The organism is uncultured Kluyvera sp., from assembly GCF_902485085.1.
Taxonomy (GTDB): domain Bacteria; phylum Pseudomonadota; class Gammaproteobacteria; order Enterobacterales; family Enterobacteriaceae; genus Kluyvera; species Kluyvera ascorbata.
In genome coordinates, this window is sequence record NZ_CABTJS010000051.1 from 1 (window position 1) to 13,270 (window position 13,270).

The window sequence follows — 13,270 nt, forward strand, 5'->3', positions numbered from 1 at the left end:
CATCTGGCAAGGCTGGGACGGAAGTCACTGTCGTTCTCAAAATCGGTGGAGCTGCATGACAAGGTCATCGGGCATTATCTGAACATAAAACACTATCAGTAAGTTGGAGTCATTACCGGTTCACAGGTATAGGATTTGATGATTCTGTTTTTTATCATCTACGCTTTGGTATCACTGGTGCAGGGCTTAGTGATTTTAACCTCCTGATATTCTATTTTGTGTTAGCACAACTATTTACTCTCACAATAATCCTACTATACTTAAAAAGATTTCATCATTGCCATAATTCACAAGCAGCAATTGTGTCCGTTTTTCAGGGGGTGATTATGGTATTTTGTGCTTTTGCCAGTGCTCCCGCGACATCTAATTTAGTCTCCTATCTTTTTACTACTCAGACAATAGATGATTTCCCAGAATACTTCATTAAGCCGAAAGTTACCATTACAAACAAGAAACCCCCAAATATCATATATTTTTACCTTGAGAGCTTAGAAAAAAACTATATGGACGAAAACCTGTTCCCAGGTTTACTTCCTGAACTACATAAAATAGAAAAAGAAAGCGTATCTTTTACCAATGTTGGTCAAACAATTGGCGGCTCCTGGACAATGGCGGGTATGGTTTCCAGTCAATGTGGGCTCCCGCTACTCTCTGCATTTACTAATAAAGATTTCCGTATGAATAACTTTATGCCTAACGCTGTATGTTTAGGTGATATTCTGAAATCCAAAGGTTATCACCTTGAATTTATGGGTGGTGCAGAAATGGAGTTTGCGGGGAAAGGCCTGTTTTATAAAGATCATGGTTTTGCCAGTATAAAAGGTAAAGATGAATTTATCGAAGCGCATGTTGGTAATCGTTATATCAACAACTGGGGATTGTATGATGATACGCTGTATCAGCAGTTACTGAAAGATGTTAACGCCCTGCGGAATACTCAGTCGCCCTGGGGGATCTTCTCAATTAACATTGGTACCCATCAGCCTGAAGGGTATCTCTCACATCAATGTGAAAATGTGAGATATGGGGATGGTAGCGACCGTCTCCTTAATGCCGTGCATTGCACCGATCTATTGATTGGTAATGTTTATAAGGCATTGAAGGCTGCTGGTGTGTTAGAAGATACCATCGTGGTGTTTGCTTCCGATCACCTGGCACCTGTCATGGTTAAACCCTATCAGACGCTGGAGAAAGCTGAACGCCATAATTTACTGATGATAACTGGGGCTGGTGTTAAACCAGCACTGAATGGGCGTCAAGGAACTACATTAGATGTGGCCCCAACGGTATTAAATTATCTACAGTATGGCTCCAATCCGATTGCGCTTGGACGCGATCTAAATGGCCCTTTACCTACGCTTGCTGAAACGTTTTCTTATCAAAGTATATTGGATAAAAAACTCGTCTCATGGCGCACAGTGATTGATATGGCATTTTGGGGGTATCCTGAACTCAAAAAGGAGATAACGATTGATTCCCGAACTAAGCTGATCAATATCGGTGGCCAGTCGTTAACTTTCCCATCTGTTGTTCGGTACTCGGCTGAAGGTAAAATTGTCGAAGTCTCTTATCGTAGCGAAAACCCGATATCAGGAGGTGATAATCGTTTCCTTCCTGAGTTTTATCTTGTTAATTTTGCCAGCAATACTCAACTGTTTTTATGGGTAGATCGCTGCCGCATATTAGCGACCATTTCCCCTGATTTGGCTAAGTTTGGCGAACAGTACTGTTACTATAATGGGGCTTTGGCATCAATACATCATACATCTGGTGTGCTCCCAGATGGTGCGCAAACTCTGAACATTATGAAAGGTACTGATACAGAAGTTTCGACTACACAAGCTAATGCTTTACGCAAAGCCTTGGCTGATAAAAATTTGATCGAATGGGGTCAGGTACTGCTTAAATCGATTGAAACTTCAAGTTTTCCTTTCTCTGGCGTTCAGGCTTCAGGTCGAGATTCAGTTGTAAGGCCCTCGAATATTGGCGGAGAACAGATTGTCGATTCTGGACTGTATTTATCCCGATTATCGTATACTAAAGACCCCGATATCGGAGTGACTTTCTATGTCGATATTCTTGGCAAACTTCCCGTATGTAACAAAAATCAGGGACCGGTATTGGTTGATCAATACATTAAAAAATCGCCTTTAAAGCCAAAAGCTAAACCACTTTTTTATTCTGTTGTTGGTAATCTTGAAGCTGAATGTAAGGACGGTATTGTTAATCCACCTACCGACCTTGCACTACGTAATCTAAACAAGATTGCGGTGGGAAATCCCTATATTGCGGTTATGGATGCTCAGTTGAATATAGTCGAAGAAAAATCGGCAGGTTCTGACAAAACGATCGCGATTAAAGTTGATTTTAACGACGAGTAGTTGATTGAGGGTAAGTCAGGGTACGCCGTACGTACCCTGACTTTAAATCATAGTTTTCCTTTCAATAGCTTTCTTATCCACATCCGGTTTGGGTTTAACGCGTTCAGCGTTTCTCTATCAAGTGGAAGTGGCTCACTGGACATTTGCGCCGCCAGAATTTCAGCTGCTAACGGCGCTGAACACAGACCCCGTGACCCAAGCGCCCCCAACATAAACAGATTAGGATAAACCGGTGCGTCAGCGTGGGCATTCGGGATATCACCTGGCATTGCATCATATTGTTTGAGCGTCTCGGCGTAGTCCGGAACATTGCCGACCATTGGGCGATGATCGCGCGTCGCACAGCGCACACCACAACGTGCTTCGTTGTCACTTACGTCTACCTCTTGCGTCCACATTTCATGTGGGAAGCAGTCAATCAATCTCTGCCTATTGCGATGCTGGTCTTCTTCATTAAACGCCATATCACGTTGTCCGCGATGGTAGCTTGCTCCAATACAGTGCTGCTGATTGCTTGGGTTTTGTGGTGTTAAATAGCCGTCATAGCACAGTACCTGACGCAGGTTTGCTAGATTTTTATTTGTTGGGATATGGCTGACCTGACCGCCAACAGCGTAGACCGGCAGTGCTTCGGTCTGCATAAGCTGATTGATGTTATGCCCGGTCGCTAGTACTACAGCAGGCGATGTTACCGTTTGCCCATCTTCAAAGCCGAGCAGCCAGCTGTCTTCTTCTCGGATGAGGGTGGTGAGTTTTTTTCCAAAGTGCGCTTTCATTCCCTGCTGTGCCGCGAGATCAAATGCGCCGGAGGTGAGTTGAGCCGGACACAGCCAGCCGCCAAGCGGATATTGAATACCGCCGCATCCTGTTTCGAGACCGACGCTATCGTGAACCTCTTTAGCGGTTACCGGGTGAGCAATTTCGGCGGGTAAACCCATTGCTAGCATGTTGGCGATTTTCTGCGCGCTTTTTTCATCATAACCAAGTTGGGTGACGCCACACCATTGATGATCGAAATCAACGGACAGGGCATCGTAGAATCGCCGGGCATAGAGGAATGCCGCAGGGAAAAACTGCGCCAGGGCGGCATCCTGAGGACTAAGCAGGGGATAGAGCGCGCCCTGGCGATTGCCTGATGCGCCATGAGCAGGGGCTTCATCGGCACAATAGAGCGTCACCGCCCAGCCACGACGCAGCAGGGCGAGCGAAAGCAGGGCGCTGGCGATGCCACCCCCGACGATCGCCACTTCACGTGTCTCGCTAGCTGTACGTGCAAACCACGGCGTGCGCTTCACGTTGGGTTGTGCGGTGGTCATTTCGCCGGTCAACATTTCGCGTTTGCGGCCAAAGCCCTTGGTCTTATGCATGGTGAACCCAGCTTCCTGCAAGCCACGGCGGACAAATCCTGCCGAGGTGAAGGTGGCGAGCGTGCCGCCTGGTCTGGCTGTTCGCGCCATTGCGGCAAAAAGCGCCGGAGTCCACATATCCGGATTTTTGGCGGGAGCGAAGCCATCAAGGAACCAGGCATCAACCTGCTGGTTAAACGTATCGTCAAGCTTATCGGTCAGTTCATTGATATCGCCAAACCACAAATCCAGCGTAACGCGCCCCTCATCGAGCAGCAAACGATGACAGCCTGACAGCGGCAGCGGCCACTGAGCTTGAAGCTGTTCGGCCCAGGGTGCCAGCTCCGGCCAGTGCTGATGCGCCAGGCGTAGGTCGTCTGCCTTCAGCGGAAATTTTTCAAAACTGACGAAATGTAATCTTTGTAGCGTAGCGTCAGGATGCTGGCGGCGAAAGGCGTCAAACGCCTGCCATAGCGTCAGGAAATTGAGACCGGTACCAAAACCACTTTCTGCCACGACAAACAGCGGGCGGGGGTGGGTTGGAAAGCGTTCATCCAACTGGTTACCACCGAGAAAGACGTAGCGAGTTTCTTCCAGACCGTTGTCATTAGAGAAGTAGACATCGTCGAAATCTCGGGAAACAGGTGTACCCTCACTGTTAAATTCGAGGTTGGCAGATTGTATGGTGTTATGTTTCACGTAAGTTACTCGTGCGGCAAGGAGTCTGAGGATCTTAACGATGCGGGCTCGAAGGCGCAAATTTCTGCATAAAATTGCTGATCGGACTTGTTCGGCGTACAAGTGTACGCTATCTTGCGACTCGAAACTTTAAAATAGTGATGACTTACAGAGGTATTGAATGAAACGTGCAGTGATTACTGGCCTGGGTATCGTTTCCAGCATCGGTAGCAACCAGCAGGAAGTCCTGGCATCTCTGCGTGAAGGACGCTCGGGGATCACTTTCTCTCAAGAGTTCAAAGATTCTGGTATGCGTAGCCACGTATGGGGTAACGTCAAACTGGACACCACCGGTCTTATCGACCGCAAAGTGGTCCGTTTCATGAACGATGCCTCTATCTACGCTTATCTCTCCATGCAGCAGGCGGTTGAAGACTCTGGCCTGAAAGCAGAAGATTATCAGAACAACCCGCGCGTAGGCCTGATTGCCGGCTCCGGTGGTTCTTCTAAAGCTCAGGTATTCGGTGCTGACGCAATGCGTAGCCCGCGTGGCCTGAAAGCGGTTGGTCCATACGTTGTGACCAAAGCGATGGGTTCTGCGGTTTCCGCGTGCCTCGCAACGCCGTTCAAAATTCACGGCGTGAACTACTCCATCAGCTCCGCATGTGCGACCTCCGCACACTGCATCGGTAACGCGGTAGAGCAGATTCAGTTGGGCAAACAGGACATCGTTTTTGCTGGCGGCGGCGAAGAGCTGGGCTGGGAAATGGCCTGTGAGTTCGATGCAATGGGTGCGTTGTCCACCAAATACAACGACACTCCAGAAAAAGCGTCCCGTACCTATGACGCACACCGTGATGGTTTCATCATCGCTGGCGGCGGCGGTATGGTTGTGGTTGAAGAACTGGAACACGCTCTGGCTCGCGGTGCGCATATCTATGCAGAAATCGTTGGCTACGGCGCAACCTCCGATGGCGCAGATATGGTTGCTCCATCCGGTGAAGGTGCAGTGCGTTGCATGAAGATGGCGATGCACGGCGTTGATACCCCAATCGACTACCTGAACTCCCACGGTACTTCTACTCCGGTAGGCGACGTGAAAGAACTGGGCGCCATTCAGGAAGTGTTCGGTGACAACAGCCCGGCAATCTCCGCAACTAAAGCAATGACCGGTCACTCTCTGGGCGCCGCTGGCGTACAGGAAGCCATCTACTCTCTGCTGATGCTGGAACACGGCTTTATCGCTCCAAGCATCAACATCGACGAGATGGACGAGCAGGCTGCTGGCCTGAACATCGTGACTGAACCAACCGAGCGTGAACTGACTACCGTCATGTCCAACAGCTTCGGTTTCGGCGGCACCAACGCCACGCTGGTCATGCGTAAGCTGTAATTTTACAGTTGGTGAGAAAAAGGAGCCTTCAGGCTCCTTTTTTTTGCGTTGACAATCGCCTGAAATAACAGGCAAACTCCTGGCTCAACATTATCATCACGATAATGCGTAAGCGTTCAACGTCAACCAACGCACCTTAATCCTGATTCACAGGTAGAGGGGGCGTGGCTATAGCACCTCGCCTTACTCGTTTTATGGAGTAAAGCATGACAGCAGTAACTCAAACTGAATCAACATCTTCCTCGAACGGGTCGCTATTTCGTATCGCTTTTGCGGTGTTTCTGACCTATTTAACCGTCGGCATTCCGCTGCCGGTCATTCCGCTATTTGTGCACCAGGAGCTGGGCTACGGCAACACCATGGTGGGTATTGCCGTGGGCATTCAGTTCTTTGCGACCGTGCTGACGCGCGGCTATGCCGGACGCCTTGCGGACCAGTATGGTGGTAAGCGTTCGGCATTGCAGGGCATGGCCGCCTGCGCGTTTGCCGGGGCCGCCTGGCTTGGTGCGGCGCTGCTGCCGGTGGATGCGATGGTCAAATTTGGCCTGCTTATCGTCGGGCGCTTGATTCTGGGCTTCGGCGAAAGCCAGCTGTTAACCGGCACTCTGACCTGGGGCATGGGGCTGGTAGGGCCGAAGCAGTCCGGCAAAGTGATGTCCTGGAACGGCATGGCTATTTTTGGTGCACTGGCCGCGGGCGCACCGCTGGGTCTATTTATCAACGCTCGCTACGGTTTTGCCGTGCTGGCCGGGGTCACCATGGCGTTGCCGCTGCTGGCCTGGGCCTTTAATGGTTCGGTGCGTAAAGTCGCCGCCATGGCGGGGGAGCGCCCGTCGCTGTTCAGCGTGATTGGGCTTATCTGGAAGGCGGGTATGGGGCTAGCGCTACAGGGCGTGGGCTTTGCGGTGATTGGCACATTTATCTCGCTCTACTTTATGAGCAAAGGCTGGTTGATGGCTGGCTTTACGTTGACGGCATTCGGCGGCACTTTCGTGCTGGTGCGTATTCTGTTTGGCTGGATGCCGGACCGCTTCGGGGGCGTTAAGGTTGCGGTGGTTTCCCTGTTAGTCGAAACGGTGGGTCTGTTGCTGCTATGGCAGGCACCGAGCGCATGGGTGGCGCTTTCCGGCGCGGCGCTGACCGGCGCTGGCTGCTCGCTGATTTTCCCGGCACTTGGCGTGGAAGTGGTCAAGCGAGTACCGCAGCAGGTTCGTGGTACGGCGTTGGGCGGCTACGCCGCGTTCCAGGATATCGCACTGGGCGTATCCGGGCCGCTGGCGGGGATGCTGGCAACTTCGTTCGGTTATCCGTCCGTCTTCCTCGGCGGAGCCATTTCCGCTGTACTGGGGATAGTGGTCACCCTGTGGTCATTCCGTAAGTAATCGTTATTGCCCGGCTCTGCGCGTCTGGGAGCCGGCAACCGTTTTACGTGGCAGGAAGTACTTCACCTGAAATTCAAACATATTGGTGTACAGAATCGAGTAATCGATAGGGTTTGATTGTTCATCAATAGCCTGTGTTTGCATTCGAATAATCGGGTCTAACGCGCTGATATGCAGCAGGTTGGCGACATCCGGTGACGGCAGAATGGGCTGAATTGACTCATAGCAGCCAAGAATTTTCACCCCGCATTCGTTCTCAATATACGCAAACTTCGACTTCTTCATATGCGCAATCGTCAGGTCCGGGAAGCGGCTGGCAGAGAGCCACGTTTCCTCAATCTGCATGGCAATATTGTCGATTAAGCGCAGGCGTTTGGCGTAATAAACCGGTTCGCCGTGCATTACCCGCAGGTTATTGGCGATTTCATCAGAAGCCGTCTGAAGCTCAAATTTTAGTATCTGGCTGGTGGGTGTTTTACCCTCGTTGCGGGCGATTTCGGTAAAGCTATCGAGATGAGTCACTGAGGCTTGAAAATGCTTGTTTCGCAAATAGGTGCCTGAACCATGCCGCCGTTCAATCATCCCTTCCTCTTCCAGCGTTTTTAGCGCTTTGCGTAAAGTATTGCGCGAAACATCATAATGTTCTGCCAACTCTTTTTCCGACGGTAGAAGATCGCCGATATTGTAGATCGAGCTATTTAATCTGTTTTTAAGCAGATTAATGACGTTCTGGTAGATCACTTTTGAACCTCCTTAAATCCTTTTTAAACAAAAGGTTACGAATCCGTTTTCGCAATAATGCACCAACACGTCCATCTATCAGTCAATTGTTGAACAACTTTGACACCGTTAACTGTGATCGGAATGCTGGTTACGAAAATTAACAATTATTAAAGTGGTCGTCAATTAATGGCATATTTTATTGAGAAAGGAAGATGGGGATGCAAAATATATTATTGGTCTGTGCGGCGGGAATGTCGACGAGCATGCTGGTGAAAAGAATGCGCGAACATGCTGAGGCGGTTAATATTCCAGCGAATATTAATGCGTTAGCTATTTCTGAAGCTAAAGAACAAATTAAGAAAAATGCCGTAGATGTTGTGCTGCTAGGTCCGCAGGTTCGTTTTCAAAAGAGTGAAATTGAAGCAATTGCACAGGGGAAAATTCCTGTTGCGGTCATTGATATGAAAAATTATGGCCAAATGGATGGTCAGGCGGTGTTTGAACAAGCTCGTCAGTTATTAAATCAATAATTATTGTTTATTTCATTCGGAAATTAAGGGACCATTATGGGGTTAATGAATTCATTTGAACGCGGGATGGAGAAAATCCTCGTTCCGATAGCCATTAAATTAAACTCTCAGATCCACGTTTCGGCCATTCGCGATGCCTTTATTTTGTCATTCCCAATCGTCATGGCTAGCTCACTCATTATTCTGATTAACTTCGCGATCCTCTCGCCGGACGGCTTTATCGCCAGTATCCTGCATTTGGGGACGATATTCCCGAACCTCGCCGACGCGCAGCAAATTTTCACTCCGGTGATGAACGGCTCGGTCAATATCATGGCGGTGCTGATTACCTTCCTCGTGGCGCGTAACATGGCGATAAGCTATCAGCAGGATGACCTGCTGTGCGGCCTGACCGCGATTGGCGCGTTCTTCGTGGTCTATACCCCGTATACGATTATCGACGGGCAGGCTTATCTGAGCACCAAATATCTGGGACCGCAGGGGCTATTCGTAGCGGTGATCGTTGCTTTGTTGGCGAGCGAAATTTTCTGTCGCCTGGCGCGTAACCCGAAGGTCACCATCAACATGCCAGCGGCGGTGCCGCCTGCTGTGGCACGTTCTTTCAAAGTGCTGCTGCCGATCTTCTTCGTGATGATCTTCTTCTCTGTACTGAACTACCTGCTATCTAAAATCTCGCCAAATGGCCTGAACGACCTGATCTACACCCTGATCCAGGCACCGCTGAAGGATATGGGCACCAACATCGTGACCGTACTGATTCTGGGGCTGGTGGCGAACTTCCTGTGGATCCTCGGTATTCATGGGCCGAACACCGTGGCGGCGATTCGTGAGACTATCTTCTCGGAAGCGAATCTGGAAAACCTCTCCTATGCCGCCTCTCATGGTTCCACCTGGGGTGCGCCGTACCCGATTACCTGGACCGGTATTAACGACGCCTTTGCCAACTGCGGCGGGTCCGGGATGACGCTGGGCTTGCTGCTGGCTATCTTTATTGCCTCTCGCCGCAAGGACTACCGCGATCTCGCCAAAATGGCTTTTGTGCCTGGCCTGTTTAACATCAATGAGCCGGTGATGTTCGGCCTGCCTATCGTACTGAACCCGATTCTGGTGATTCCGTTTATTCTGGTACCGTTTATTAACTCACTGATTGGCTACTTCTTTATTACCCTGGAAATCATCCCACCGATTGCCTACGCGGTACCGTGGACCACGCCCGGGCCGCTTATTGCCTTCTTTGGTACCGGCGGTAACTGGATGGCGCTGTTCGTCGGCATACTGTGTCTGGTCGTCGCAACGTTAATCTACCTGCCGTTCGTGATTGCCGCCAACAAAGTCAATATGTCGGCCGCTGCGGAACAGAATTCGTAATTCCTCAAAGAATATTTCCCTCACGGAAGGGCGAATTATTTAAACCATCCTCTGTATTAGCATTTCACCTTCAGTCAGTAATGGCTGAAGGTAATATTATAATTATATTTTAAGGGTACCCTATGAATTCAAGCACATTGAAGGTTAGCTTATTGTCCTTATCTATCCTGGCCGCATTATCTCCACTTGATGTGATAGCAGCGAAATTAACTGTTGAACAACGTCTTGAAATGCTCGAGGCGGAATTATCTGCAAATAAAACGGCATTAAAACAAACGCAATCAGAATTATCGAATTATAAAGATAGAGTCGCGACGCTGCAAAAAAGTATTCAAGAGAACGAGCAGCGTAACGTCATGGCTGCCAACGTGACGGCACAATCACCGGTGGCGGAAAATATTGAAAATGAGAATAGCGAAAAAGTTAAAAACGTGCCTAAACCAGAGGTGAAAGCGACTCAACAGGTGGCGGTGATTAATACCGAAGGTAAAAAGCCGACGGTGGAAAGTGTCACCATGAAGGACATCAGTAAATTTGTTAAAGAGGATATTGGCTTCAGCTATGAAGGCTATTTCCGCTCCGGTTGGGGAACCTCTAATCACGGTTCGACGCAAACCTATGCCGCAGGTTCGCTCGGTCGTTTCGGTAACGAAATGAGCGGCTGGTTTGACCTGACTCTTAATCAGCGGGTATACAACCAGGACGGGAAAACGGCGAACGCCATCGTGACCTACGACGGTAATGTGGGAGAGCAGTATAACGATGCCTGGTTTGGCGACAGCGATAATGAAAACATCATGCAGTTTAGTGACATTTTCCTGACCACCAAAGGCTTCCTGCCGTTTGCTCGCGAAGCCGATTTCTGGGTTGGTAAGCATAAGCTACCGGAATACGAAATCCAGATGCTGGACTGGAAATCGCTCACCACCGACGTGGCGGCGGCGGTGGGTATTCAGAACTGGAATCTGGGGGTAGGGCAGCTTGATGCCTCGTTAAGCCGCAATGACGTAGACGTTTACTCGCGCGACTTTAATAACACCACCCAAATGAACACCAACTCGGTGGATCTCCGTTATCGTAATATTCCGCTGTGGCAGGATGGTTCGCTGTCGTTAATGGGCAAATATGCCTTTGCGAATAAAACCGATGACCAGAAACGTAACGAGAGCAACAACAGCTATTTTGAGATGAAGGATACCTGGATGGCGACGGCGATTGTCCGCCAGGAGCTTGACCGCAAAGGGTTTAATGAATTTACCCTGCAGGTGGCAAATAACTCCTACGCCAGCAGTTTCTCCAACTTCTCCGGTGCCAGCAACTCAATGGCGCAGGGGCGTTATTACTACGGCGATCATACCAACGGCGTGGCCTGGCGTTTAATTTCACAGGGGGAGATGTATCTGGCTGATCGCATCATCATGGCGAATGCGCTGGTCTGGTCGCACGGTGAAGATGTCTATAGCTATGAAAGCGGGGCGGGTAGCGACTTTAATAGCTTCCGCGCGGTTATCCGTCCGGCATGGATTTGGGATACCTGGAACCAGACTGGCGTCGAACTAGGTTGGTTTGCCCAGAAGAACACCACCCAGCAGGGGCAGGATCTGAAAGAGTCGGCGTATAAAACGACGCTTTATCATGCTCTCAAAGTTGGGGAAAGTTTGCTGGGTTCGCGTCCGGAAATCCGTTTCTACGGGACCTATATCAACATCATTGATAATGAGTTGTCGCAGTTCAGGTTTAACGACAACAGCAAAAATGAGTTTATGGCTGGGGTTCAGGCTGAAGTGTGGTGGTGAGTTTGCTGAATTAGCCGGGAGGTATGAGTTATCGTTTATACACAAATTCAGGACAAAACCTGATATTTGTTAGGACGGTGTAGTGGTGAGGTCATATTGGCCACGGTTCTACAGTAAAAATGGTAACTGTTCTCTGACTCTTCCGGCGTCAGCCCACCGTTATAGTGGTGGGATTTTCATAGCGTGCCAGCGGCGTAAAACTGCCCGGTTCATATATCCAGCGGATAGCGTTTTCATGGTCCGGAGTGCCATCCTGACTGACCGGAATTTCCTCGGTTAACTGGTCACCGTTCCAGTGAAAATCCATTCTTGGCTTATCCCGATTGGTGCAACGCTTGCTGATGCGCCTGCCAAACGGGTCGTATTTATATTCCCAGCGTTCACCTTCCGGGGTCTCCAGCCCGGTAAGCTGGCTTCTCGCATCCCAGCGGTAGCGCCAGAGGAGAGGGCGGTAACCTCCCTTATCAACCGCTTTCTCCACCAGGCGACCGTTGATATCGTATTTCCAGGTGGTGTGTTCATCCCGGATGACTTTGACAAATTTACCGGACTCCGGCATTCCGCTGTGCGGGTTTATCCGGTGCGTCGAGTGCAGCCACTCCTTATACTCCCGCGATGTCACCCGGCCATGCTGCTGGGGCTGATGCGCTTCGCTTTCCATCACTTCATTCACCCACGTCTGGCGGCGGGTGATGTTCAGGTTCTGGTCGTAGGTGAATCGTTCTTCACACATCGGCACCTGGCTGCTGCCCGTCCAGGTGGCGTGGTTAATCTGGTCGTTTGCCGTCAGGCTGTTAACCATCGTTCCCCGATGAGAATCGGCAATCATTGTCAGGTTGTAAGCTTTGTCGTACAGCCACTGGCGGCTCAGGGGGTTGTTACGGCGGTAGTGCGGATTCAGTTCTTCCTGGTTGCCGGGCTGCTGTTCTGTCAGCATCTCCGTCTGTGTGTTTCCAAGGTGCAGCGGCGCTATACAGTCAGTTATGTGACCACCCGACATGTCGATCCAAAGACGCTACGCACACGGTGTTATTCACGCTATCCGGCGCTGTTGATGAAGGGGAACTGGCTGAGGCGGGTTTGATACCGGGCACGGTGTGACAGTGCGGATTTCGAAGGGGGGCATCGTGCTGATCGCCGACGGCGACGAGGTACAGGAGCTGCGCGAGCAGCTTTATCAGGTGCGGCAGGTGGTGAAGGGGATAAAGGACGTGCTGGTTTAGTGTACTGAACGGGATTAAATAATAAAAAAGCCGGGAAGATTTGATTACTTTCCCGGCTTTTATTTTATTGACTGATATATACCGAAGGCCCCATCAATTGTATGTGAGAACACTTCAGATTTAAAAAAATATCAGTTCCCTTTATTATAACTTCATTATTATCAGTATATATTTCTATTTTTGCCAGCATATCTGTAGACATACCGTCTATTTTTAAATATTTAACTCCGCTACAGTTTATACCACACCTGCATCTATTGTAACCTTTAACCCATTTCGGCGGTGGGTTATCTGGTAATTCATTAACCAGGTCAAAAGATATTATTACTGTAGCGGCTTCACGATCTATTTTGATGTCAAAGACATCGATTTCATTTACTTCAATAGGTTTAGTGAAAACCTTGTTAAACAATATATTACCATCAATATCATTCCAGTACACGCTGCGCT

General features: G+C 49.6%; 11 protein-coding genes and 1 pseudogene. 8 read left to right on the plus strand and 4 right to left on the minus strand.

Annotated elements, in window-relative coordinates; genetic code table 11:
- Window positions 1-102: IS1 family transposase (locus tag RDN66_RS06620; RefSeq protein ID WP_000496773.1), on the plus strand; the 102-nt coding region annotated here is incomplete at its 5' end.
- A gap of 224 nt (window positions 103-326) precedes the next feature.
- A complete protein-coding gene (locus RDN66_RS06625) occupies window positions 327-2,381 on the plus strand; it encodes a sulfatase-like hydrolase/transferase (protein WP_308537713.1) in 2,055 nt (684 codons plus the stop codon).
- Between the two features lie 47 nt (window positions 2,382-2,428).
- Here RDN66_RS06625 and mnmC read toward each other — a convergent pair whose 3' ends face one another.
- Window positions 2,429-4,426: a bifunctional tRNA (5-methylaminomethyl-2-thiouridine)(34)-methyltransferase MnmD/FAD-dependent 5-carboxymethylaminomethyl-2-thiouridine(34) oxidoreductase MnmC gene (mnmC, locus tag RDN66_RS06630; RefSeq protein WP_202217508.1), complete on the minus strand. Its 1,998-nt coding sequence runs from the start codon at window positions 4,424-4,426 to the stop codon at window positions 2,429-2,431.
- A 160-nt stretch (window positions 4,427-4,586) separates the two neighbouring features.
- Here mnmC and fabB point away from each other — a divergent pair, with 160 nt between their 5' ends.
- Together fabB and RDN66_RS06640 are read left to right on the plus strand one after the other, a co-directional pair.
- Window positions 4,587-5,798 carry a beta-ketoacyl-ACP synthase I gene (gene fabB, locus RDN66_RS06635; RefSeq protein ID WP_035895077.1) on the plus strand — a complete coding sequence of 404 codons (1,212 nt, stop codon included), beginning with the start codon at window positions 4,587-4,589 and terminating at the stop codon, window positions 5,796-5,798.
- Between the two features lie 206 nt (window positions 5,799-6,004).
- Complete coding sequence (locus tag RDN66_RS06640) at window positions 6,005-7,180, plus strand: MFS transporter (protein ID WP_202217509.1); 1,176 nt, start codon at window positions 6,005-6,007, stop codon at window positions 7,178-7,180.
- A gap of 3 nt (window positions 7,181-7,183) precedes the next feature.
- Here the strand turns inward: RDN66_RS06640 and RDN66_RS06645 are convergent, their stop codons facing one another.
- On the minus strand, window positions 7,184-7,921 hold the full coding sequence (locus RDN66_RS06645; RefSeq protein ID WP_202217510.1) for a GntR family transcriptional regulator: 738 nt from the start codon (window positions 7,919-7,921) through the stop codon (window positions 7,184-7,186).
- Window positions 7,922-8,121: 200 nt separating this feature from the next.
- Between RDN66_RS06645 and RDN66_RS06650 the strand changes: the two genes are divergently transcribed.
- The 3 genes from RDN66_RS06650 to RDN66_RS06660 all read left to right on the plus strand — a co-directional run bounded on the left by RDN66_RS06650 (window position 8,122) and on the right by RDN66_RS06660 (window position 11,597).
- Window positions 8,122-8,433 (plus strand): PTS sugar transporter subunit IIB, encoded by a 312-nt coding sequence (locus tag RDN66_RS06650; protein WP_202217511.1) that lies wholly within the window; start codon window positions 8,122-8,124, stop codon window positions 8,431-8,433.
- 36 nt (window positions 8,434-8,469) lie between these two features.
- The gene (locus tag RDN66_RS06655; protein ID WP_035895074.1) at window positions 8,470-9,801 is read left to right on the plus strand and encodes a PTS sugar transporter subunit IIC; all 1,332 of its coding nucleotides are present in this window, start codon (window positions 8,470-8,472) and stop codon (window positions 9,799-9,801) included.
- Between the two features lie 122 nt (window positions 9,802-9,923).
- Complete coding sequence (locus RDN66_RS06660) at window positions 9,924-11,597, plus strand: carbohydrate porin (protein ID WP_202217512.1); 1,674 nt, start codon at window positions 9,924-9,926, stop codon at window positions 11,595-11,597.
- A gap of 148 nt (window positions 11,598-11,745) precedes the next feature.
- Here RDN66_RS06660 and RDN66_RS06665 read toward each other — a convergent pair whose 3' ends face one another.
- Window positions 11,746-12,597 (minus strand): RHS repeat domain-containing protein, encoded by an 852-nt coding sequence (locus RDN66_RS06665; protein ID WP_308537714.1) that lies wholly within the window; start codon window positions 12,595-12,597, stop codon window positions 11,746-11,748.
- Between RDN66_RS06665 and RDN66_RS06670 the strand changes: the two are divergent.
- A pseudogene (locus tag RDN66_RS06670) lies at window positions 12,541-12,820 on the plus strand (SymE family type I addiction module toxin). The gene RDN66_RS06665 and the pseudogene RDN66_RS06670 sit on opposite strands and share 57 nt — an antisense overlap.
- Window positions 12,821-12,884: 64 nt before the next feature.
- On the opposite strand, the gene RDN66_RS06675 reads toward RDN66_RS06670, so the two are convergent.
- The gene (locus tag RDN66_RS06675) at window positions 12,885-13,262 is read right to left on the minus strand and encodes an Imm50 family immunity protein (RefSeq protein ID WP_202217513.1); all 378 of its coding nucleotides are present in this window, start codon (window positions 13,260-13,262) and stop codon (window positions 12,885-12,887) included.
- Window positions 13,263-13,270 lie beyond the last annotated feature (8 nt).